Annotated in this window: 25 protein-coding genes; 18 read left to right on the top strand and 7 right to left on the bottom strand. The window is 71.8% G+C overall.

From position 1 onward, the window contains the following. Positions 1-64 precede the first annotated feature (64 nt). From ACSHXC_RS18215 to ACSHXC_RS18205, 3 genes are all read right to left on the bottom strand, one after another. Entirely contained in the window at positions 65-1,318 is a 1,254-nt protein-coding gene (locus tag ACSHXC_RS18215; protein ID WP_438292588.1) for a S1C family serine protease, read from the bottom strand. 213 nt (positions 1,319-1,531) lie between these two features. Continuing rightward, a complete protein-coding gene (locus tag ACSHXC_RS18210; RefSeq protein WP_386000496.1) occupies positions 1,532-2,554 on the bottom strand; it encodes a LacI family DNA-binding transcriptional regulator in 1,023 nt (340 codons plus the stop codon). A gap of 103 nt (positions 2,555-2,657) precedes the next feature. Further along, positions 2,658-3,425: a response regulator transcription factor gene (locus ACSHXC_RS18205; protein ID WP_438292587.1), complete on the bottom strand. Its 768-nt coding sequence runs from the start codon at positions 3,423-3,425 to the stop codon at positions 2,658-2,660. A 288-nt stretch (positions 3,426-3,713) separates the two neighbouring features. On the opposite strand from ACSHXC_RS18205, the gene ACSHXC_RS18200 reads away from it, so the two are divergent. From ACSHXC_RS18200 to ACSHXC_RS18165, 8 genes are all read left to right on the top strand, one after another. Continuing rightward, positions 3,714-4,532, top strand: coding sequence for an alpha/beta hydrolase (locus ACSHXC_RS18200; RefSeq protein ID WP_438292586.1), 819 nt, complete (start codon positions 3,714-3,716; stop codon positions 4,530-4,532). Positions 4,533-4,565: 33 nt separating this feature from the next. Then, positions 4,566-4,820, top strand: a complete 255-nt coding sequence (locus ACSHXC_RS18195) for a MoaD/ThiS family protein (RefSeq protein WP_053729010.1) — start codon at positions 4,566-4,568, stop codon at positions 4,818-4,820. Between the two features lie 10 nt (positions 4,821-4,830). Beyond that, entirely contained in the window at positions 4,831-6,108 is a 1,278-nt protein-coding gene (locus ACSHXC_RS18190; RefSeq protein WP_438292585.1) for a hypothetical protein, read from the top strand. Positions 6,109-6,235: 127 nt separating this feature from the next. Beyond that, positions 6,236-6,985 carry an LmeA family phospholipid-binding protein gene (locus tag ACSHXC_RS18185; protein WP_438292584.1) on the top strand — a complete coding sequence of 250 codons (750 nt, stop codon included), beginning with the start codon at positions 6,236-6,238 and terminating at the stop codon, positions 6,983-6,985. Positions 6,986-7,903: 918 nt separating this feature from the next. Next, a complete protein-coding gene (locus tag ACSHXC_RS18180; protein ID WP_350751515.1) occupies positions 7,904-7,984 on the top strand; it encodes an Ms5788A family Cys-rich leader peptide in 81 nt (26 codons plus the stop codon). 160 nt (positions 7,985-8,144) lie between these two features. Continuing rightward, positions 8,145-8,990 (top strand): sulfurtransferase, encoded by an 846-nt coding sequence (locus tag ACSHXC_RS18175; protein ID WP_399492039.1) that lies wholly within the window; start codon positions 8,145-8,147, stop codon positions 8,988-8,990. A gap of 45 nt (positions 8,991-9,035) precedes the next feature. Further along, positions 9,036-9,323 carry a DUF1416 domain-containing protein gene (locus ACSHXC_RS18170; RefSeq protein ID WP_030362227.1) on the top strand — a complete coding sequence of 96 codons (288 nt, stop codon included), beginning with the start codon at positions 9,036-9,038 and terminating at the stop codon, positions 9,321-9,323. Between the two features lie 155 nt (positions 9,324-9,478). Further along, on the top strand, positions 9,479-9,739 hold the full coding sequence (locus ACSHXC_RS18165) for a DUF3099 domain-containing protein (RefSeq protein WP_438292583.1): 261 nt from the start codon (positions 9,479-9,481) through the stop codon (positions 9,737-9,739). 49 nt (positions 9,740-9,788) lie between these two features. On the opposite strand, the gene ACSHXC_RS18160 is transcribed toward ACSHXC_RS18165, so the two are convergent. Next, positions 9,789-10,157: a DsrE family protein gene (locus ACSHXC_RS18160; protein ID WP_438292582.1), complete on the bottom strand. Its 369-nt coding sequence runs from the start codon at positions 10,155-10,157 to the stop codon at positions 9,789-9,791. A 346-nt stretch (positions 10,158-10,503) separates the two neighbouring features. On the opposite strand from ACSHXC_RS18160, the gene ACSHXC_RS18155 reads away from it, so the two are divergent. The 3 genes from ACSHXC_RS18155 (at position 10,504) to ygfZ (ending at position 12,653) form a co-directional block, all read left to right on the top strand. After that, positions 10,504-11,076 (top strand): FABP family protein, encoded by a 573-nt coding sequence (locus ACSHXC_RS18155; protein ID WP_386031870.1) that lies wholly within the window; start codon positions 10,504-10,506, stop codon positions 11,074-11,076. A gap of 136 nt (positions 11,077-11,212) precedes the next feature. Beyond that, on the top strand, positions 11,213-11,677 hold the full coding sequence (locus tag ACSHXC_RS18150) for a Fur family transcriptional regulator (RefSeq protein WP_438292581.1): 465 nt from the start codon (positions 11,213-11,215) through the stop codon (positions 11,675-11,677). Positions 11,678-11,687: 10 nt separating this feature from the next. Further along, entirely contained in the window at positions 11,688-12,653 is a 966-nt protein-coding gene (gene ygfZ, locus ACSHXC_RS18145) for a CAF17-like 4Fe-4S cluster assembly/insertion protein YgfZ (protein WP_438292580.1), read from the top strand. Positions 12,654-12,675: 22 nt separating this feature from the next. On the opposite strand, the gene dtd is transcribed toward ygfZ, so the two are convergent. Further along, on the bottom strand, positions 12,676-13,101 hold the full coding sequence (gene dtd, locus ACSHXC_RS18140) for a D-aminoacyl-tRNA deacylase (RefSeq protein WP_438292579.1): 426 nt from the start codon (positions 13,099-13,101) through the stop codon (positions 12,676-12,678). 168 nt (positions 13,102-13,269) lie between these two features. Between dtd and ACSHXC_RS18135 the strand changes: the two genes are divergently transcribed. The 3 genes from ACSHXC_RS18135 (at position 13,270) to ACSHXC_RS18125 (ending at position 16,169) form a co-directional block, all read left to right on the top strand. After that, positions 13,270-13,863, top strand: a complete 594-nt coding sequence (locus ACSHXC_RS18135) for an RsiG family protein (RefSeq protein WP_398880341.1) — start codon at positions 13,270-13,272, stop codon at positions 13,861-13,863. Between the two features lie 61 nt (positions 13,864-13,924). Further along, positions 13,925-14,884, top strand: a complete 960-nt coding sequence (locus tag ACSHXC_RS18130) for an asparaginase (protein WP_438292578.1) — start codon at positions 13,925-13,927, stop codon at positions 14,882-14,884. 25 nt (positions 14,885-14,909) lie between these two features. Beyond that, complete coding sequence (locus ACSHXC_RS18125; RefSeq protein ID WP_438292577.1) at positions 14,910-16,169, top strand: GNAT family N-acetyltransferase; 1,260 nt, start codon at positions 14,910-14,912, stop codon at positions 16,167-16,169. Positions 16,170-16,214: 45 nt separating this feature from the next. Here ACSHXC_RS18125 and ACSHXC_RS18120 read toward each other — a convergent pair whose 3' ends face one another. Further along, the gene (locus ACSHXC_RS18120) at positions 16,215-17,186 is read right to left on the bottom strand and encodes a zinc-binding dehydrogenase (RefSeq protein WP_438292576.1); all 972 of its coding nucleotides are present in this window, start codon (positions 17,184-17,186) and stop codon (positions 16,215-16,217) included. 166 nt (positions 17,187-17,352) lie between these two features. Here ACSHXC_RS18120 and ACSHXC_RS18115 point away from each other — a divergent pair, with 166 nt between their 5' ends. Together ACSHXC_RS18115 and ACSHXC_RS18110 are read left to right on the top strand one after the other, a co-directional pair. Next, positions 17,353-17,958: a TetR/AcrR family transcriptional regulator gene (locus ACSHXC_RS18115; protein ID WP_438292575.1), complete on the top strand. Its 606-nt coding sequence runs from the start codon at positions 17,353-17,355 to the stop codon at positions 17,956-17,958. A 70-nt stretch (positions 17,959-18,028) separates the two neighbouring features. Next, the gene (locus tag ACSHXC_RS18110) at positions 18,029-18,748 is read left to right on the top strand and encodes a class I SAM-dependent DNA methyltransferase (RefSeq protein ID WP_438292574.1); all 720 of its coding nucleotides are present in this window, start codon (positions 18,029-18,031) and stop codon (positions 18,746-18,748) included. A gap of 48 nt (positions 18,749-18,796) precedes the next feature. Here ACSHXC_RS18110 and ACSHXC_RS18105 read toward each other — a convergent pair whose 3' ends face one another. Then, the gene (locus tag ACSHXC_RS18105) at positions 18,797-20,227 is read right to left on the bottom strand and encodes an FAD-dependent monooxygenase (RefSeq protein ID WP_438292573.1); all 1,431 of its coding nucleotides are present in this window, start codon (positions 20,225-20,227) and stop codon (positions 18,797-18,799) included. Between the two features lie 116 nt (positions 20,228-20,343). Here ACSHXC_RS18105 and ACSHXC_RS18100 point away from each other — a divergent pair, with 116 nt between their 5' ends. Both ACSHXC_RS18100 and ACSHXC_RS18095 read left to right on the top strand, forming a co-directional pair. Beyond that, positions 20,344-21,321, top strand: coding sequence for an Lrp/AsnC family transcriptional regulator (locus ACSHXC_RS18100; protein WP_438292572.1), 978 nt, complete (start codon positions 20,344-20,346; stop codon positions 21,319-21,321). Positions 21,322-21,452: 131 nt separating this feature from the next. Next, on the top strand, positions 21,453-21,869 hold the full coding sequence (locus ACSHXC_RS18095) for a helix-turn-helix domain-containing protein (RefSeq protein ID WP_438292571.1): 417 nt from the start codon (positions 21,453-21,455) through the stop codon (positions 21,867-21,869). Positions 21,870-21,889: the final 20 nt, after the last annotated feature.

The raw sequence follows: 21,889 nt of genomic DNA, 5'->3' as shown, positions 1-21,889 counted from the left end.
ATCAGCCTCGCATGCGGACGGTGCTGCGCGGGGCGGCTCGCGCCCCGCGCGGATCAGTGGCGGATCAGTAGCTGCCGCCGAAGCCGCTGCCGGAGCTGTCGCTGCCCTGGTTGTTGCTGCCGCCGGTGTCGGCGCCGCCGCTGCCGCCGCCGCGCAGGCTCGCGAGGTCGGACTTGACGGTGTTGATCGGGATGGCGAAACCGAGCCCGACACTGCCGGCCGACGAACCGCTCGCGGCACTCGAACTCGGCGAGTACATCGCGGAGTTGATGCCGATGATGTTGCCGTTCATGTCGATGAGCGCGCCGCCGGAGTTGCCCGGGTTGAGCGAGGCGTCGGTCTGGAGCGCCTTGTACGTGGTCTTCGAGGAGCCGGTGTCGCCGTTGAACTGCTGCCCGCCGAACTCGAACGGCCAGCCGCCGTTCCCGCGCCCCCGGCCCTGCCCTTGACCCTGGTTGCCCTGCTCCTTGGCGACGGTGACATCGCGGTCGAGGGCGGAGACGATGCCGGAGGTGACCGTGCCGGTGAGGCCCTCGGGGGAGCCGATGGCGACGACCTGGTCGCCGACCGCGATCTTGCTGGAGTCGCCGAGGCTGGCAGGCTTGAGGCCGCTCGCCCCGTCCAGCTTGATCAGCGCGAGGTCCTTGTCGGGGTCGGTGCCGACGACCTTCGCGGTGTACGTCTTGCCGTTGCTGAGCTTCACCTTGATCGAGGTCGAGCCCGCGATGACGTGATTGTTGGTGATGATCTCGCCGTTGGCGGTGATGATCACGCCCGCGCCGGTCGACGCGCCCGAGCCGGACGTCGCGTTGATCTCGACGATGCTCGGCATGGCGGCCTTGGCGACGCCCGCGACCGTGCCGTTGGTGCTGTTGGAGGCGTTGGTGCCGCTGACCCCGGAGCTGACGGTGGAGCTGTCGTTGCCGACGTAGTGCTCGACGAGGCTCGCGGTGCCGCCGCCTATGGCCGCCGCGATGATGGCCACGGCCGCGAGGAGCCCGACCGGACGCTTGGCACGCCGGGGCCCGGGGGCGCCTGCCTCGCCACCGGCGAGGTGCGCGGTCCCGCCGCCGTTGCCGCCGCCGTGGAACCCGGCGGGGCCGGGCTCGGGGTGGGCGGCCGCGTTGCCCGGCCACACCGTGGTGCCGGGGCCGGTGGCCACCGGAGTGGTCGGCTGGTACGGGGGCGGCGGGGGATAGGCAGCCGCGTAGGCCTCGGCCTCTCGCCGCGCGTCGTCCTTGGCTCGCTGCCAGGACTCGTCAGAGTGATTCGGCTGCTGCTCGGGGTACTCGCCGCTGTGGCGGGGGCTCTCGGTCATGTCTATGACGATCGGACGCGTTCATGAGAGCAGTCTGAGGACCGCGTAAGAAGCCCGGCAGAACCGCGTTTGCCCGAAATAAAGGCGTGGGGTTCAGCGTCGTCGGGGGTCGCGCGGCAGAGGGGGCCGGGGCGCGGCCCGGAAGGGAGTACTTCTTCAACTCCGCGCAACGGGCAGGAGGTTGGGGCAACGCCTCCCGGTCTGCGGCGCAGCCTATCCGCAGCCGCAGGAACGGCGTACGACGAGCCGCGAGGGGAACTGCTTCAGGCGCTCCCGGCGCGAGCCCGCCACCCGCAGCCCGTCGTCCAGGACCAGGTCGACGGCGGCCCGCGCCATCGCCGGCCGGTCGGAGGCGATCGTGGTCAGCGGCGGATCGGTGAGGGCCGCTTCCTTGACGTCGTCGAAGCCCGCCACGGCGAGCTCCCCCGGCACGTCGATGCGCAGCTCGCGGGCGGCCCGCAGGACGCCGATCGCCTGGTCGTCGGTCGCGCAGAAGATGGCCGGCGGCCGCTCGGGCCCGGCGAGGATCTCCAGGGCCACCTTGTAGGCGTCGTACCGGTTGTACGGGGCCTGGAAGAGGCGGCCTTCGAGGGAGCGGCCGGACTCCAGCATGGCCCGGCGCCAGCCCTCGACGTGGTCGGCCACCGGGTCGCCGACGGCCGGGGTCGACTCGATGCCGCCGAGGCAGGCGACGTACTCATGACCGTGTTCGAGCAGGTGGCGGGTGGCGAGCTGGGCGCCGCCGATGTCGTCCGTGACGACCGCGACGTCGTCGATCGCCTCGGGCCGCTCGTGCAGCAGCACCACGCGGGCGTCCCAGGCGTCGATCTCGGCCGCGGCCCGCTCGCTGGGGCCCTGGCTGACCAGGATGAGCCCCGCGACCCGCATGCCGAGGAAGGCCCGCAGGTAGTGCACCTCGCGGTCGTCGATGTAGTCGGAGTTGCCGACCAGGACCATTTTTCCGCGCTCGGAGGCGGCCTGCTCGACGGCGTGCGCCATCTCCGCGAAGAACGGCTGACGCGCGTCCGGGACGATCATTCCTATGAGGTCGGTGCGCCGCGACGCCATCGCCTGGGCGACCCGGTCCGGCCGGTACCCCAGCTCCTTGATCGCGGCGAGGACACGCTCGCGCGTGGCCGGGGCGACCGGCCGGGGTCCGTTGTTGATGACGTAACTGACGACGGCGGTCGAAGTACCCGCAAGTCGTGCCACGTCGTCCCGCGTCACCTTGGCCACGCGCGGCAGTCTACGCGGGGTGACCCGCCTCTGGGCAGGGCATATCGCAGGTCGTACCCCATGCGTGATCTGCCGTTCGGGTTACCCCGCCGAGGAACGTGATCTACCGCTTCTGGGAGCGGGCCGCGGCTTCCTTCGTCTCGGCGGTGGCCGCGTCGACGACCGCCTTCGCCTTGGCGTCCTCGGCGGTGCGCTCGGGCTTCTCGGGCGTCACGAAGCGGTAGCCGACGTTGCGGACGGTGCCGATCAGCGACTCGTGCTCGGGGCCGAGCTTGGCCCGCAGCCGCCGTACGTGGACGTCGACCGTACGGGTGCCGCCGAAGTAGTCGTAGCCCCAGACCTCCTGGAGCAGCTGGGCGCGCGTGAACACCCGGCCCGGGTGCTGGGCGAGGTACTTGAGCAGCTCGAACTCCTTGAAGGTCAGGTCCAGGACCCGCCCCTTCAGCTTCGCGCTGTACGTCGCCTCGTCGACCGAGAGGTCGCCGTTGCGGATCTCCATGGGAGAGTCGTCGGAGGTGGCCTGCGCCCGGCCGGTGGCGAGCCGCAGCCGGGCCTCGACCTCGGCGGGACCGGCGGTGTCGAGCAGGACGTCGTCGATGCCCCAGTCGGCGGTGACGGCGGCCAGACCGCCCTCGGTGACGACCAGGATCAGCGGGCAGCCGGGGCCCGTGGAGCGAAGGAGCTGGCACAGCGACCGCACGTGCGGCAGGTCGCGGCGGCCGTCGATCAGGATGACGTCGGCACCAGGGGTGTCGACGAGGGCCGGGCCCTCGGCGGGGGCCACCCGCACACTGTGCAGAAGCAGGCCGAGAGCGGGGAGCACCTCCGTCGACGGCTGAAGGGCATTGGTCAGGAGCAGCAAGGAGCTCATCGCGCCTCACCTGCCCGGGTCGTCCCTGCCAAGGTCGTCTTCGTATCGTGCACGGTTCGCTCGCCCATAACGTCGGTTCCTCCTCGGTCCCTGCGGAGGGGGTTCCCCCTGCTCCTCAGGAGCTCGGGGGCGTTGCGGCACTGCTTCGTACTTTGGTGGTGCTTCAAGGGCCTAACCCGCCGACCCTTGGTGTGAGCGTTTGTTCACCCGTCCGTAACAACGACCGGGAAACACAAAAGGACCCGGGGGCTGCGTTGCCCGGATCCTCTGCCAAGGAGAATAGCCCACATGAATGCCGGGGCAGAGGGTCGATTTCACACTTCAGCTGTTTCCTCGATCACTCCTGGACCTCGGCGCGCAACTCTGTGTACGTCCGACGGTGTCCGTATCGAGGCGGTTTACGAACCCTGGGTGAAGGGCGCCTGCGACACCGCGATCGTGGTCGCGCACGGGTTCACCGGATCGGCCGACCGGCCCGCCGTACGAAGGGCCGCGGGGGTGTTCGCGCAGTACGCGGCCGTGATCACTTTCTCGTTCCGGGGGCACGGGAAGTCCGGCGGGCGTTCGACCGTCGGCGACCGCGAGGTGCTCGATCTGGCGGCGGCCGTCGAGTGGGCGAGATCACTCGGGTACGAACGGGTGGTGACCGTCGGCTTCTCGATGGGGGGCTCCGTGGTGCTGCGGCACGCGGCGGCCCACCAAGGGGGAGCACGGGGGCGCACAGAAGCAGTGGCGGCGGTCAGCGCGCCCGCCCGGTGGTACTACCGGGGGACGGCCCCGATGCGGCGGGTGCACTGGCTCGTCACCCGGCCCGCCGGGCGCCTCGTGGGCCGCCTCGGCTTCGCGACCCGGATCCACTCCGAGGACTGGGACCCGGTGCCGCTCTCGCCCGTCGAGGCGGTCCCGCTGATCGCGCCGACCCCGCTGCTCGTCGTGCACGGTGACCGCGACCCGTACTTCCCGGTGGATCACCCGCGCATGCTGGCGGCCGCCGGACCTGCGCAGTTGTGGCTGGAGCCGGGCATGGGGCACGCCGAGAACGCGGCCGGCGAGGAGCTGCTCGGGCGGATCGCGGGCTGGCTGACGGCCGCGCGGCCCGCCGCGTAGCCCATCATGGAGGGCGACGAAAGGAGCCTCACCATGGCAGCGGGAACCATCCGCTTCTGGGCCGCGGCCAAGTCCGCCGCCGGTGTCGGCGAGGAGCCGTACGCCGCCGGGACGCTGGCCGAGGCCCTCGACGCGGTGCGCGAACGGCACCCCGGAGAGCTCACGCGCGTACTTCAGCGGTGTTCCTTCCTGGTCGACGGTGACCCCGTCGGGAAGCGGAACCATGAGACCGTACGCCTTGCCGAGGGCGGCACGGTCGAGGTGCTCCCGCCGTTCGCAGGAGGGTGACCCCCACGTCATGAGCGAGCAGTACCCGTATCAACAGCAGCCCCAGTACGACCAGTACGGGCAGCCCGTGCAGCCACAGGCGCCGTTCCCGTACGAGCCGTACCAGGATCAGCAGCAGTACACGCAGACCTGGGAGGGGCAGACCTGGGACACCCAGTACCAGCCCACGATCCCGCCCGGGCCCGCACAGCAGCCGGCGGAGCCCGCGCCTCGCCATGGGCGTCACGCACAGCCCACGCCCGGGCAGCCCTGGCAGGAGGGCGCGCCGGAGACGTCCTACGCGGCGGACACGGCGTACCTGCCGCCGCAGAACGCGGCGCAGAACGGTGCGGGGACGACGTCCGTGCCACTGCCGCCCGAGGTGCCGATGACGTCCGGGCCCGCCCCGGCACCGGTGTACGAGCCGGCCGCGGCCCCCACGCACGTTTCCGTTCCTGTTCCCGGCCCCGCTCACGCTTCGGCCCCGGCTCCGGCTTCCGCTTCCGGCGGGGGACCGGCGTACAACTCGCCGACGACCGTCGGCAACGCGCGGATCACCGACGCCCAGCGGGCCCGCGCGGAGGGGCGTTCGCCGATCATCGCGCCGGGGATGCAGCCCGCCGCGCTCACCGCCGTACTGGGCCTGCTGCTCGCGGTCGCGGCGCCCGTGGGCCCGTACGCGCTGGCCGTGCCGCTCGTCGCGCTCCAGGCGGTGACGGCGGCGGGCTGGTTCCGGCTGAACGGGATGTGGCCGGCCCGGCAGGGCATCGCGCTCGCCTTCGCGGGCGGGCTCGTCGCCGACGTCGCCCTGCTCGCGCTCGGCCGTGAGCACGCGCCGGCCGCGATCCTGGGCACGCTCGGGGTGTGGGTGCTGCTCACGCTCGTACTCCAGCTGCGCTCGCACGCCGACCCCGACGAGCGGATGTACGGCCTGATGGCGACGGTCGCCTCGGCGGCGCTCGCGATCCTGGCCGGCGGGTACCTCGCGGCGCCGCCGCACGCGGTGTCCGTCGGTGCGGCCGCCGTGGCCGTCGCGGCCCTCGCGCGGGCGCTGCCGCTGCCGTCGGCCGCCTCCGTGGTGGTCGCGCTGCTCGCGGCGGCAGGCGTGGGGATCGCGGTGGGCGGTCTGACCGGCATCGGCGGGGGCGGCGCGCTGCTCGGCCTCGCGGCCGGGGGCTGCGCGCTGATCGGCCTGCGGGTCGCCTCGTACGACTACCCGTCCCGGTTCGTGCACATGACGGCGGGCGTGGCCCTGCCGCTCACCGCGGCCGTTCCTGTGCTGTATCTCATCGGGCGGGCCGTGGCGTAGGGAACCGCGGTTAGGGTCGAGATCGTCATTCCGGAGGATTGGTCACGAACAGGAGGATCGATCATCCGGAGTTTCTGATCAAAGGGTCGATGGCCGACTGGTGGCCGACTGGTGGGGGACGTACGCAATGCGCGCACTGCGAATACTTTTGATCATCGCGATCGTTCTGGGCGGCATCTTCGTCGCGGCGGACCGCATCGCGGTGAACATCGCCGAGTCCAAGACGGCCGACAAGATCAAGAGCAGCCAGCGGCTCGGCTCGACCCCCGACGTCGACATCAAGGGCTTCCCCTTCCTGACCCAGGTGCTCGGCAAGGAGCTCGACGAGGTCGACGTCTCGCTGTCCGGGGTCACCGCCACGGCGGGGGGCCACTCGGTCAACGTCACCGAGGTCACGGCCGAGCTGTACGCGGTGAAGATCGACAGCTCGTTCTCGTCGGCGGTGGCGGGGCGGGCCGAGGGGGCGGCGCAGATCTCGTACGCCGACCTGTCGAAGGCCGCGCCCAAGGGGGCGACGGTCGGTTACGCGGGGGCGGAGCGGGCGGCGAAGGGCCAGGTCAAGGTGACCGGGCCGCTCACGGACCTCCTGGAGGGGCAGGGCGTTACGCTGCCGGCTTCCATCAAGGCGCTGCTCCAGGGGCGGACGGTGTCGGCGTACAGCACGGTGAGTCTGAACGGGTCGGGGTCGGTGCAGCTTCGGGCGGAGTCGCTGCCGAAGCTGCCGGTGCCGGGGTTCGACCAGCGGCTGCGCAAGGCGGTCGACTACGACCTGAAGATCGACGGGATGCCGTCGAGCATCAAGCTGAACAAGGTGACGGCCACCGAGGCGGGGCTGCGCTTCTCGGGCGAGGGCACGGACGTCCGCCTGGCGGGCTGACCCTGGCCCACCGCCCAACGCGGGGCGGGTTTGGGTGGGGGGCTTGCCTGGGGCTGAGCCCCAGACCCCGGGGGCTTGCCCACCCACCCGCCCGTTGCTCAGCGTGGAATGGTCCGGCCCCTGGGGCTCCGCCCCAGACCTCATGCGAGGGCTCTGCCCCCTGCACCCCCGGGGTGTTCGCCCACCCACCCGCCCGTGCAGGGGGTTGGATGGGTTGAGCCCTGGGGCTGCGCCCCAGGCCCCCTGCGGGGACTTCGTCCCCTGCGCCCCTGTCGGGGGGCTCCGCCCCCCCGGACCCCGTTTGCGCCTGAAGAGCGCTCGTCCTCAAACTCCCCCAAGGCCTTAAGGGCCAGGGGGACCCCCATGACGGGCTGGGGGTGGGCTGGCGTCCGCGATCGCCGAACAGGCTGGATCTGGGCCGACCTCCTTGATCGCCTGACGGTCTGGAGATGGGCTGACGCCCGTGATCCCCTGACGGCTGGATGTGGGCGGACATCCATGCTCACCACACGGGCCGGAGGTGGGCTGATGTCCGAACTCACCGGGCTTGGCAGGGAACGCTCCCTGCTAAGCCCGGTGCCGCAGGGGCGCGGGGAACTGCGCGAGCAACCACCCACGGCCCGAGGCCGACCGATCGCCCGTATGCAGCCCCTCCGGCGTCTGAGGAGCGGGGATCCGGGGGCGGAGAGCCCAGGGGGCTGGGGTGCAGGCCCGTGCAGGGCTTGAGCCCCCTCCGGCACCCACGCCCGCATCGTGAGACACCCTTGTCCGTAGGGCAGAAACCCGCCCCGGGATCCATCACCCCGGAGGGGGCCGGGGCAGTCCCGGGGTAGATCGTGTATCAGTATGCGGATGATCGAGTCTCAGTATGTGACACGCCGGTGACACGCCCCGGTTTGCCTCCCTACGATCGGACGCATGAAGCGACAGGCGGACCTCACGAAGCGGCGGGCAGTAGACCTGTGCCGCGTCGCCGCCATGCTCTGTCGCCCCTTCTGAGCGGGACGCTCAACTCCCGCATTCCCCGGGCCCTTTGGCCGAGAGCGACCGCAATCGGGTCGACCGGATCAGGGCCACCCCGTGCCGCCCGTAGCGCGCCCCGGACGCGTACCCGCACACCTGCATCGCCCCCCGCAGACTGCCCCGGAGGAGAAACAACATGAGCCGCAGCGACGTCCTGGTAGACGCCGACTGGGTCGAGGCCCACATCGAGGACCCGAAGGTCGCCATCGTCGAGGTCGACGAGGACACCTCGGCGTACGAGAAGAACCACATCAAGAACGCGATCCGGATCGACTGGACCAAGGACCTCCAGGACCCGGTCCGCCGCGACTTCATCGACCAGGAAGGGTTCGAGGCCCTCCTCTCCGCCAAGGGGATCGGGAACGACACCACCGTCGTCCTCTACGGCGGCAACAACAACTGGTTCGCCTCGTACGCCTTCTGGTACTTCAAGCTCTACGGCCACCAGGACGTCAAGCTCCTCGACGGCGGCCGCAAGAAGTGGGAGCTCGACTCCCGCGACCTCGTGGACGGCGACCAGGTCCCCAGCCGCCCGGCCACCCAGTACAAGGCCAAGCCGCAGGACGCCTCGATCCGCGCCTTCCGTGACGACGTCGTGAACGCGATCGGCACCAAGAACCTCGTCGACGTGCGCTCGCCCGACGAGTTCTCCGGCAAGCTGCTCGCCCCGGCCCACCTCCCGCAGGAGCAGTCGCAGCGCCCGGGCCACGTCCCGTCCGCCCGCAACATCCCGTGGTCGAAGAACGCCAACGACGACGGCACCTTCAAGTCGGACGACGAGCTCAAGGCCCTCTACGAGGCCGAGCAGGTCGACCTCGCCAAGGACACCATCGCCTACTGCCGCATCGGTGAGCGCTCCGCCCTGACCTGGTTCGTGCTGCACGAGCTGCTCGGCCAGACCAACGTCAAGAACTACGACGGCTCGTGGACCGAGTACGGCTCCCTCGTCGGCGTGCCGATCGAGCTCGGCGCCAACAAGTAACCCCCGGACCTCCCTCCCATCCGTAAAACCCCTCAGGAGACCCACATGTGTGGAGCGAAGGCCGGCGGGCCCGATGCCTCGACGATCAAGCCCGGTGAGACCACCATCCAGGGCCAGGTGACCCGCGACGGCGAGCCCGTCACCGGTTACGTGCGCCTGCTCGACTCGACCGGCGAGTTCACCGCCGAGGTCCCGACCTCGGCCACCGGACAGTTCCGCTTCTACGCGGCCGAGGGCACGTGGACCGTGCGCGCCCTGGTGCCGGGCGGCAGCGCGGACCGTACGGTCGTCGCCCAGACCGGTGGCCTCGCCGAGGTCGCCATCGCCGTCTGACCGACGGCACACCGCAGTACCGGCCGGAGGGCCGCACCCCGGGGGTTGGACGCCTTGGAATGGGGTGCGGCCCTCCGTGCCGTCCGCCTGTACGCCCAAGGGCGCGGTCGGCCCGTGCCGTTTCGAGTCCGGCTCCGCGGTCGTACGCTGGATTTATGTTGGCCCGGCGACGGCGCGGCTATTTCTGGATGATGGGCGGCTGCATCCTGCTCTTCGTGTCCGCCTGGGGTTTCGTGCGCCTGTGGTCGGTCCCGGTGGCGGTGGGCATGTGCGTGGTCGCCATGGTGATCCCGCCCGTCGCCGCGATGGTCGCCAACCGGCGCGGCCCCGACGACCGCTGGTGGGACGACCCCTCCGGCGACCCGAAGTCGGACGAGTGGTGGGACGAGCTGGACGGCAAGAAGCCCCGCCAGTGACCCGCTCGCCGGGCCTTCCAGCCGGCCCGGTACACGAGCTGCTGACCGCCTAGTACACGAGCGCCTGCACGCCGTCCCCCATGATCTCCTGCACGAAGACCTGCGCGCCCGCGATCCGTACGCCCTTCAGGACGTCCTTCTCCGCGATGTCCCGGCGCGTCGCGCACTGCGTGCACAGCGTGATCCGCCCGCCCGCGCCCTGGACCGACTCGATCAGGTCGGGCAGCGGCGCGGCATGGGGGAGCGAGAACTCCGCGGCCCGGCCCGGCAGGGCGAACCAGGACGATTCGCCCGTCAGCCACAGCGAGACCTCCACCCCGCTGGCCGCGGCCACCGCCGCGACGGTGAAGGCCTGCGAACACCGCTCGGGCGCCTCGGCGCCGGCGGTCACCTTGATCACGAGCTTGTTGTTCGGCATGTGCCGAACTGTAATCCGCGGCGCCACAACCTCCCCCCGCGGCTGTGGGGCCACAGACATGCCCTGCCACCGCGTCAGGGGCCCCGGGCCAATCCCCCGGGTTCGCACGGGCGCGCCACCGGCGGCGTACCTCACAGGGAGGGCCGGCCCCCCACCCATTAGGCTGGGGGCCGGCCCTGACCGCCCCTACACCCGCTCATGCGAGGAGCCCCCCGTGCTTGAGGCTGTTTTCTCCACCCTCCTTGTCCTGGTCTGCGTCGGCGTCCTCGCCTTCGCCGGGCTGACCGTGAAGAAGCTGTACCAGGGTCAGCGCTAACCCCGACCGCAACGAAGAGATCGCAGCCTCATGATCGAGATTCCGTCCGACCTCCACCCCGACCTGGTCCCCCTGGTCTTCCTCCTCGGTACGTGGGAGGGCGCCGGCGTCACCGACTTCCCCGGTGCCGAGAAGGCGAACTTCGGGCAGTCCGTGACCTTCTCCCACGACGGCCGTGACTTCCTGGAGTACGTCTCGCACTCCTGGATCCTGGACGCCGAGGGCAACAAGGTGAAGCCGCTGGAGTCCGAGTCGGGCTACTGGCGCATCGACAAGGACCGCAAGGTCGAGGTCGTCATGGTCCGCGACCAGGGCATCGTCGAGATCTGGTACGGCGAGCTCGCCCACCAGAAGCCGCAGATCGACCTGGTCACCGACGCCGTCGCCCGCACCGCGGCCTCCGGCCCGTACACCGGTGGCAAGCGGCTCTACGGCTACGTCAAGAGCGACCTGATGTGGGTCGGCGAGAAGGCGACCCCCGAGGTCGAGCTCCGCCCCTACATGTCGGCGCACCTGAAGAAGGTCGTCACGCCGGAACAGGTCGCGGAGATGGCCCGTGGCCTCGGCGACCTCCCGGACGACGGAATCGCCTTCTTCAAGTAGGCCGCCCGTCCAACTGAGCGAGCCGGTGCGGTACCGCGCCCTGAAGGGGCGCGGGGAACTGCGCGACCAGCCCCCACCGGCCCGCAGGCGACGCGCACCACGTCCCGCGGAGCGCGTTCGCTCCTACACTGGGAGCGTGGTGACCACCGACTGGCAGAGCGACCTCCGCAGGCGCGGGTACCGGCTGACCCCCCAGCGACAGCTCGTCCTGGAGGCCGTCGACGTACTCGAACACGCGACGCCCGACGACATCCTCACCCAGGTGCGGAAGACGGCGGGCGGCGTGAACATCTCCACCGTGTACCGGACCCTGGAGCTCCTGGAGGAGCTGGGTCTGGTCTCGCACGCCCACCTCGGCCACGGCGCCCCGACGTACCACCTGGCCGACCGCCACCACCACATCCACCTGGTGTGCCGCGACTGCACCAAGGTGATCGAGGCCGATGTGGACGTGGCCGGTGACTTCACCGGGAAGCTCAGGGACACCTTCGGCTTCGAGACGGACATGAAGCATTTCGCCATCTTCGGGCGCTGCACGGACTGTGCCAAGAAACCCGTCGGCGGAGCTGACTCAACTAACACGGCAAGTACCGCGTCGTAGGCTTGCGTACATGAAGAGCCCCCTGCTGTCCCAGCCCGGCGCCGTCCCCGCCGAAGGGCGCGACGAAGGAGTCGCGGCGCACTACGGCGACCTGTTCCGCGAGCAGCGCGCGCTCGCCGGCGGCACCGGTCTCGTCGACCTCTCGCACCGCGGTGTCGTCACCGTCACCGGCGACGACCGGCTGAGCTGGCTGCACCTGCTGCTCACCCAGCACGTCAGCGAGCTGCCCGTCGGGCAGGCCACCGAGGCGCTCATCCTCTCCGCGAACGGTCACGTCGAGCACGCCCTGTATCTCGTCGACGACGGCACGACGGTGTGGATCCACGTCGAGCCCGGCACCGAGGGCGAGCTGATCGCCTACCTGGAGTCGATGAAGTTCTTCTACCGCGTCGAAGTCGCCGACCGCACCGAGGAGTTCGCGGTCGTCCACCTGCCCGCCGGCTCCATCGCCGAGGTGCCGGACGGCGTGGTCGTACGCGAGACGGCGTACGGCCGCGATCTGTTCCTGCCGCGCGCGGACCTGGAGAAGTACGCCGCCGAGGCGGGCCCGCTCGTCGGCATCCTGGCGTACGAGGCGCTCCGCGTGGAGGCGCACCGGCCGCGGCTCGGCTTCGAGACCGACCACCGGACGATCCCGCACGAGGTGGGCTGGATAGGCTCGGCCGTCCACCTGCAGAAGGGCTGCTACCGGGGCCAGGAGACGGTCGCCCGCGTCCACAACCTGGGGAAGCCGCCGCGCCGCCTGGTCTTCCTGCACCTGGACGGCAGCGAGGTGCTGCTTCCCGGGTCCGGTACGCCGGTCAGGCTCGCGGCCGACGGCGCCGAGGGCCGCCAGCTCGGCTTCATCACGACCTCGGCCCGCCACCACGAGCTGGGCCCGATCGCGCTGGCCCTGGTCAAGCGCAACGTCCCGGTGGACGCGGAGCTGCTCGCGGGCAACACGGCGGCGGCCCAGGAGGTCGTGGTCGAGCCGTAGGGCCTTCGGGAAGCCGGAGGTCTCAGACCTCTACCAGGACCGTGAACGGGCCGTGGTTGGTGAGGGACACCCGCATGTCCGCGCCGAAGCGGCCCATCTCCACGTGTGCGCCAAGGGCCCGCAGCTGGGCCACCACCTCGTCGACCAAGGGCTCGGCCACGTCGCCGGGGGCGGCCGCGTTCCACGTGGGGCGGCGGCCCTTGCGGGCGTCCCCGTAGAGAGTGAACTGCGAAATCACCAGCAAGGGCGCATTCACGTCCGAGCAGGACTTCTCCCCCTCAAGGATGCGAACCGACCACAGCTTGCGGGCGAGCTGCGCCGCCTTGTCCGGATTGTCCTCGTGGGTGACTCCGACCAGGACACACAGGCCCTCGCCCGCGATCTCGCCGACCGTCTCGCCGGCCACGACGACCTTCGCGCCGTCGACTCTCTGCACCACCGCTCGCATGCGCCCCAACCTATGCCACGGGTCGCTCCGATTTCCGAGCGGCTGAACGGGTGCAGTGCACCTGCACGTGCCGTACCCGGAGTGGCACGATGCGTACAGGCGGTGCTTCCCCTTGGTCCTTCGGGCCCGGGGAGACCCCATGCACCGGTCGAGGGGACGGAAAGACGCATGAGCACACCAGGCGCCGGGCAGTCGCCCGGTCCCGTATCGCTGACCCGGACCAACCCGCGTACCGCCGTGCGACCGCCCGTACAGCGGGCGGGCGGCACGCTGCCGCCCCAGCGCGACCACGACCTGGCCGCGCTCCGGCTCGCCGAGCTGCGCACCCTGCGCCGGCAGTCGCAGCGCGACGAGGCCGACCTCAGCTACGTACGGCGGCTGCTGCACGGCCGGATCGACATCCTGCGGGCCGAGCTGGCCCGGCGCACCGGGCCGCAGGCGCCGGTGGTGGAGCGGCTCGCCGAGATCCTCACGGACGCGCCGTCCTCGCACCGCGCCTCCGCCCGCCACGTCACGCTGTCCGCGCCGCGCAGCGAGGAGTACCGCCTCCTCGCCGCCGAAATGGACGCCGAGGTCGAGCTCTCCGACCTCGCCGCCCGCACGGACGAGGAGCTGCACACCGCGACCGGGCGCCTGATCCGCTACGAGCAGCAGGTCTCGCGGCGCCGGCAGCAGCTCCAGCGGACCGCCGACGATTGCAGTGCCGAGATCGCCCGCAGGTACCGTGATGGTGAAGCACAAGTAGACGATCTGCTCACCTGACCCGCCCGTATCGGAAGCGACTCCTCCGGGGCAGGTCACCTGCCCGGAAGGCCGCACCCCCATGACCGCCCTGACGTCCCCGATACCCCCGGTCCTCGCCGAAGTCGTACGCTCCGGATTCGTCGAGGGCCATCATCGGGGCTCGCTGGTGGTACTGGCGGCCGACGGCAGCGTCGAGTTCTCGCTCGGCGACCCGGCCGCGCCCGTCTTCCCCCGCTCGTCCAACAAGCCGATGCAGGCCGCCGCCGTGCTGCGGGCCGGCCTCGACCTGTCGGGCGAGCGCCTGGCCATCGCGGCCGCCAGCCACTCGGGCGAGGGCTTCCACCTCGATCTCGTACGCAAGATGCTGGCCGAGCACGGGCTGACCCCGGACGACCTCCAGACGCCGCCCGACCTGCCGCTGGATGCGGCCGAGGCCGAGACGTACCTGGCGGCGGGCCACGTCCGTGAGCGGCTCACCATGAACTGCTCGGGCAAGCACGCGGCGATGCTCGCGGCCTGCAAGCTGAACGGCTGGGACCTGGGCAGCTACCTCGACCCGGCGCATCCGCTCCAGCGGCTGGTCCACGACTCCGTCGAGGCGGCCGCGGGCGAGAAGGTCGCCTCGGTCGGCACCGACGGCTGCGGGGCGCCGCTCATGGCGATCAGCCTGACCGGCCTCGCACGCGCCTTCCGCACCTTCGCGACGGCCGGGGCGGACACGGTCGAGGGCCGGGTCGCCGAGGCGATGCGCAGCCACCCCGAGTACGTGGCCGGCACGCGGCGGCCCGACACCTGGCTGATGCGCGAGGTGCCCGGCACCCTGTCGAAGATGGGCGCCGAGGCCGTGCAGGCGGTGGCTCTGGCCGACGGCCGCGCCCTCGCCTTCAAGGTCGACGACGGCGCGATCCGCTCGCTCGGCCCGATCCTGGCCCGCGCGCTCCAACTCCTGGGCGTGGACGGCCCGGTGGTGGACCGGATCGGCCGCGCGCCGCTGTTCGGCGGGGCCGCCGAGGTCGGGGAAATTCGGGCGACATTCTGAACGGGAGCCGCCTAGCTTGGCTGGTATGAGCACCCCGGCCAAGCCCGACATCGAGGTCCGTACCGTCGCCGAAGCCGAGTACACCGACTGGCTGAAGGCGGTCAATCGGGGCTTTCTGCGCCCGCCCGTCGTGAGCGACGAGGAGGCGCGGGGCCGGCTCGCCCACACCGATGTCAGCCGGCTGCAGGGGGCCTTCGAAGCGGGCCGGTGCGTGGCGACGTTCCGGTCCTTCGCGCAGGAGCTGACCGCGGTCGGCGGCGCCGCGCTGCCCGTGACGGCGGTCAGCGGCGTCACCGTCTCGCCCACGCACCGCAGGCGCGGGCTGCTCACCCGGATGATGGCGGCCGAGCTGTCGGCGGCCAGGGAGCGCGGCGAGGTGGCCGCCACGCTGATCGCCGCCGAGTACCCGATCTACGGCCGGTACGGGTTCGGCCCGGCCACCTCGCTCACCGAGTGGGAGATCGGCACGGCGCGCACCGGCCTCGACCCGAACTGGTCGGGTCCGGCCGACGGCGGCCGGGTCGACCTGGTGGACCCGGCCGAGGCGGCCAAGGTGGGCCCCGAGATCTTCGAACGGTTCCGGGCGGCGCAGCCCGGCGCGGTCAGCCGCAGCCGGCGCTGGTGGGACCTCGCCACCGGCGCGGCCCGCCTGGACGGCCCCTGGACCGAGCCGTTCTTCGCGGTGTACCGCACGGCCGGAGGCGAGGCCGCCGGGATCGCCGCGTACACGGCCGACGAGCAGTGGAGCGACGCCAAGCTGCCCGAGAACACGGCGACGGTGAAGGGCCTGATCGGCCTGACCCCCGACGCGGACCGCGCCCTGTGGCACTACCTGTGCTCGATCGACTGGATCCGCACGGTGCGCACCGGCTACCGCGCCCCCGACGACCTGCTGCCCCTGTTCTTCCCGAACCCGCGCGCGGCCGGTGTCGTGACCAACAGCGACTTCCTGTGGCTGCGCCCGCTCGATGTCGTACGGCTTCTTCAGGCGCGCACGTACGCCGGCGAGGGCGCCCTCGTCCTGGAGGTCGAGGACGGCGCGGGCCTGGCGGCGGGCCGCTTCCTCCTGGAGGCGAGCGAGACGGGCGCACGCTGCACGCCCACGACCCGTACCGCCGAACTGACGCTGGACGCAAGGGAGTTGGCGTCCCTGTATCTCGGCGACGAGTCGGCGACGCGGCTGCTCTCGCTCGGCCGGGTCGCGGAGGAGCGGGCGGGGGCGGCGGCGCGCATGGACGCACTGTTCCGTACGGCGCGCCGCCCCTGGTGCCCCGACATGTTCTGACCCCCACCCCCGTGGGAGGTCAGCGGCGTGTCGTGGCGGGCGGTGTCACGGCTTGAGCAGCACTTTCCCCACCAGGCCCCGCCCCTCGATGGCCGTGTGCGCGTCGGCGGCGCGCTCCAGCGGGAACACCTCACCGATCACGGACCGCAGCCGGCCGGCCGCCGCCTCCTGGAGCACCCGGTCGAGGAGCGCGGTGCGGCGCTCGGGCGTCAGCTGTACGTCGCCGATGCCGAGCAGGGTGATGCCGCGCCGCCGGGCCTCGTCCGGATCGACGGCGGCGAAGCCGGTGCCGGAGGGGGCGCCGTGCGCGGAGAAGCGTCCGCCGTCGGCGGCCAACGGGAAGGCGGCGAGGCCGAGTTGGCCGCCGACGCCGTCCAGGACGAGATCGGCGCCGCGCTCGCCCAGGGCGGCGCGGGCTCCTTCCGGCCAGCCGGAGTCGGCCGCGTCGACGACCTGGTCGGCCCCCAACTCCCGTACCAGCGCGGTCTTTTCGGGCCCGCGGGCCACGCCCACCACCGTGGCGCCGAGCGCGCGGGCGAGCTGGACGAGCAGGGTGCCCATGCCGCCGGACGCGCCGGTGATCAGTACGGTCTCGCCCGGCTTGAGGGCGGTGTTGTCGAGGAGGGCGAGGGCGGTCACCCCGTCGTGGACGAGGGAGGCCGCCTCGCGCAGGCCCACGCCGTCCGGGACGGGGGAGAGGTGGGCGGCGGGGACCGCCATGAGCTCGGCATAGCTGTCGGCCTGGCCGGCCGCGGCCACCCGGCGGCCCACCCAGGCCGGGTCCACGCCGGGGCCGGTGGCGGTGACGGTGCCGGAGACGCCGCCGGCGGGCACGTAAGGGGGCTTGACGTCGAAGAACTCGCCGAAGGCTCCCGCGCGGATCTGGGTCTGCACGAAGAGGGTGTCGATGTGGTCGACGGCCACGAGAACCTCGCCCGCCCCGGCGACGGGATCCGGTGCTTCTGCGGGGACCAGCACCTCGGGCCCGCCGAACTCCCCGACCTGTGCAACACGCATGACGATCACTGCTCCCACCCGTTGTCCGCGCCGGTGCGCGGTTCGTACGGCGAGTCTTCAACCTCAACAGGGCTTGAGGTCAAGGAGGATCCGGCGAGCGAGTGTTAACGGTGCTGGGATTCTCTTAAAGTGGGCCGTCTTCGTCGGACCAGGAACGGGAGTGGCCATGGAGGGCGTGGAGCCGGGGACGGTGCGGCCGGGCGGGCGGACGGCGCGGGTCCGGGCGGCCGTACTCCGGGCGGCCGGGGACGCGCTGGCCGAGCACGGCTTCGACGGCCTCGACCTGGCCGACGTGGCGCGCCGGGCGGAGGTCGGCAAGACCACGGTCTACCGTCGCTGGTTCACGACGACGGGCCTGGTCGCCGACCTCCTGGACGACATGGCCGAGCAGTCCTCGCCCCGTACGGACACCGGCTCGCTGGACGGCGACCTGTTGGCCAACGCGCGCCTGGTCGTCAAGACGCTGACCGATCCTCGGCAGGGCGCCCTGTTCAAGGCGGTGATCGCGGCGGCCACCTGCGACCCCCGCGCGGCCCGCGCCCTGCACCGCTTCTACGCGACCCGCATCGAGGAGTGGGCCCCCTGTGTCACGCAGGCCGCGGAACGAGGCGAGGTCCCGCCCGGCACGGATGCGGCGGAAGTGATCCGAGCGGTCTCGGCGCCGCTGTACTACCGCTTCCTGGTGAGCGGTGATCCGCTGGACGAGGGTGCGGCGGACCGCGCGGCGGGTGCGGCGGGCGCGGCGGCGAGGGCGGGGGCGTACGGGAGGTGACGACGGCCGCCGTCGAGGCCCCGCGCCGGGAGAGCCCGGCAGCGAGCGACGGGGTCTAGGGTCGACGTCCATGACCACGCAGATGCCCATGACCACGCAAGAGACGTCCGCCGGGGGCGAGTTGCACGCCCCTCACCTGAACACCCCCCACCTGCACACGACACGCACCTTCTACGACACCATCGCGACGGAGTACGCGGAGCGCTTCCGCACCGTGCTGGAGGACAGGCCGCTGGACCGGGCGATCCTGGGCGCGTTCGCGGAACTCGTCCTCGCGGCGGGTGGCGGACCGGTCGCGGACCTGGGCAGCGGCCCGGGCCGGGTGACGGCCCATCTGCACGGGCTCGGCCTGGCGGTGCACGGCATCGACCTGTCGCCCCGGATGGTGGAGATGGCCCGCGCGGACCATCCCGGGGTGCGTTTCGAGGTGGGCTCGCTGACGGACGTCGACGCGGCGGACGGGACGCTGGCGGGGGTGCTGGCCTGGTACTCGATCATCCACACCCCGGGGGAGCGGCTGCCGGAGGTGATGGCGGAATTCCACCGCGTACTGGCCCCCGGAGGCCACCTGCTGCTCGGCTTCCAAGTGGGCGAGGAACCACTGCACTTGGCGAACCCGTTCGGCCATGAGGTGTCCCTGGACTTCAACCGGCTGTCCCCGGACCACATCGCGACCCTCCTGAAGGAGGCGGGCTTCACGGTGACCACGCGGGCGCGGCGGGAGCCGGAGGGCACGGAGGCGGTGCCGCAGGCCTACCTCTTCGCGCGCAAGGAGCGCGAAGAGGCGTAACTGTGTGATCACCCCCGGCGCCGGGCTGTGTGATCACGAACCGACGGGTCAGCGGGGCTCGCCGAACCAGTGGGCGAGCGACGGTTCCGGGTCGCCCGGGCCGGCCCAGCACACGTAGCCGTCCGGGCGGATGAGCATCGGGTCGGTGTCGGCGCCCTGGCCCGCTCGGCTCACCCGGTCCGACCAGGGGGCGGCGATGCCGGCGAACGTGTCGGACGGGTCCAGCAGGACGCCGTGGCCGGAGCGCAGCAGTTCGTGGACCCGGGCCGGGCCGAGGTCCAGGTCGGGGGCGGGCCGGCCGACGAGCGGGTGGGTTTCGCTGCCCGGCATCGGGTAGCGGAGGGCCATACCGGACATGAGGTCGGTGAGATGGTGCTGGACGTCCGGGAGTTGGGCCATGGCCGTGAAGATCTCCCGGGCGGCCAGCACGTCCGGATCGCGGGTGCCGGCCCAGTCCATCAGCAGGCTCTGCGCGCGGACGTTGCGCAATACGGCGGCCCCGGCCGGATGCCGTTCCGCGTGATACGTGTCGAGCAGGTCCTTCGGTGCCCAGCCGTGCACGGCGGCGGCGAGCTTCCAGCCGAGGTTGAGGGCGTCCTGCATCCCGGTGTTCATGCCCTGCGCGCCCAGCGGAAGGTGGACATGGGCGGCATCGCCCGCCAGGAACACCCGCCCGTGCCGGTACTGCTCGACCTGCCGCGACGCGTTGGTGATACGGCGGGCATAGCGCAGTTCGAGCAGGTGTACCCGCGTTCCGAACACGGTGCTCAGGCCGTCACGGATCTCGGCCTCGGTGACCGGGGTCTCCCTCGGCAGTGACCGGCCCGGCCCGCCGAGGACCAGTCGGCGCAGCGGCCTGCCCTGCGGATCGGTGCCGAGCGGGAACAGCGCCGCCCAGTGCCCGTCCTCGCCCCAGGTGTGCGACGTGGCCGGATCGGCGCCGCCCAGCCGCACGTCGGCGGCGACGATCGTCAACGTACCGGGCCGGCCGGGGAACCCGGCTCGCAGCAGCGACCGTACGGTGCTGTGCGCTCCGTCCGCGGCGACGAGGTAACGGGAGCGGAGGGCGGTGCCGTTGGCGAAGGATGCGGTGACCCCGTCGGGGTCCTGGGCGAGGCCGACCAGTTCGTGGTCCCTGCGGGCATGGAGGCCGTGCGCGGCGAGGTGCTGCTCGAAGAATCCCTCGATGACCACCTGCGGCACGGACCGCCAGGGCAGGTGGTGCCGGTTGGAGTGGAGCGGGATACCGGCGAAGTGGCCCGTGGTGACGGGGTGGTCCCCGGTGGCCAACAGGGGTTCTAGCAGGCCTCGTTGGTCGAGCGCCTCCAGCGTGCGGGACTGCACGCCGCCTGCCTTGGACAGGTCGCTGCGCCGCGACAGCTTGTCGACAAGGACGGTCGACACCCCCGCCGTCAGCAGTTCGTTGGCCAGCGTCATTCCGGTCGGGCCGGCGCCGGCGACGAGTACGTCGGTGTCCACGGGACTCTCCTTGGGCTGTGTCGGTCGGGACAGGAGCAACGCTCCGTCGGCCGCATCGCCCGGGCCAGTAACAGCCCTGATTTTGTTGGTAGTTGACACCGGCTACCCTCGGACCGGTGGAATCCGACTCCGACTACGGCTACGACGAGCTGGACCGTCGGCTCGTGCACGCCCTGCAGATCGACGGCCGAGCTCCGTTCAGCACCATCGCCGAGGTTCTCGGCGTGTCGGATCGCACCGTCGCCCGCCGGTACGCCCGGTTGCGGTCGGCCGGGGCGGTACGGGTGCTCGGCGGGGTCGACTCCACCGTGCTGGGCGCCGTCGTGTGGTTCCTGCGGGTGCGATGTGCGCCCGCAGCGTCGCTCCCGGTCGCCGAGGCGCTGGCCAGACGTCCCGACACGTCCTGGGTGAGCCTCCACTCCGGTGGCACCGAGATCACCTGCGTGGTCCGTACGGAGAGTGCGGCGGACAGCGAGGCGCTGCTGCTGGCCAAACTCCCGCGCACCCCGCGGGTGGAGGGCGTGACCGCGCACTCCGTGCTGCACGCCTTCTACGGCGGCCCGGACAACCTGGCCGGCAAACTCGGGTCGCTGGACGCGGAGGCGTTCGAGCGACTGCGCCCGCCTCCGGTGCCGCACCGGCAGGGACCGGTGCGGCTCGACGACGGCGACCGCAAGCTCCTCGCCCTGCTCGCCGCCGACGGCCGGGCCGGGTTCGAGCAGTTGGCCGCGGCGACCGGCTGGTCACCGACGACGGTCCGGCGCCGGATGACGGAGCTGCGCGCACACGGCGTGCTCTACCTCGACATCGACGTCGACCTGCGCATGTTCGGCGTGAACGCCCGCACCCTGCTCTGGCTGTCGGTCGCCCCCGCCCACCTGGAGGAGACCGGCCAGGCGCTGGCCGGCCATCCGGAGATCGCCTTCGCCGCCGCCACGACCGGCCCGACCAACCTGTACGCGAGCGTGGTGTGCGCGAACCAGCGGGAGCTGTACCGCTACCTGACCACCCGGATCGCCGCACTCCCGGCCATCACCCACCTGGAAACGGCCCCAGTGATCAAGACCGTCAAGCAGGCGGCGAACCGGACGTAGCGCCGACCGACCGGCGCCGTTGATGTTCCGACGCCCCTGATGTTCCGATCGCGCGCCGTACCGGCCGTGGCACAGCGCACTTTTGCAAGCGTCCGCTTGCAATAGTTAGCAGGGCGGTGCACCATCGGGGTATGGCATCGCTCAACGTCGGCAATCTCGGGGAGTACCTGCGCGAGCAGCGGCGCAATGCGCAGCTCTCGCTGCGGCAGCTCGCCGATGCCGCCGGGGTGTCCAATCCGTATCTGAGTCAGATCGAGCGCGGGCTGCGCAAGCCGAGCGCGGACATTCTGCAGCAGCTCGCGAAGGCGCTGCGGATCTCCGCCGAGACGCTGTACGTGCAGGCCGGGATTCTCGACGAGCGGTCTCCCGAGGCCGCTGGGACGCGCAGCGTCATTCTCGCCGACCCCTCGCTCAGCGAGCGTCAGAAGCAGGTTCTGCTCCAGATCTACGAGTCCTTCCGCAAGGAGAACGGGCTCGACGCCGACCCGGACACCGACAGCGCCGCCGACCATCCTCAAACCCCTCAAGACCCTCAAGCGAGCAACTGAGCACTGATCCGGGAGGACAG

The organism is Streptomyces sp. HUAS TT7 (assembly GCF_051550175.1).
Classification (GTDB): Bacteria; Actinomycetota; Actinomycetes; order Streptomycetales; family Streptomycetaceae; genus Streptomyces.
Note: the sequence above shows the minus strand (reverse complement) of the source record. Positions and strands in the feature narration are given on the sequence as shown.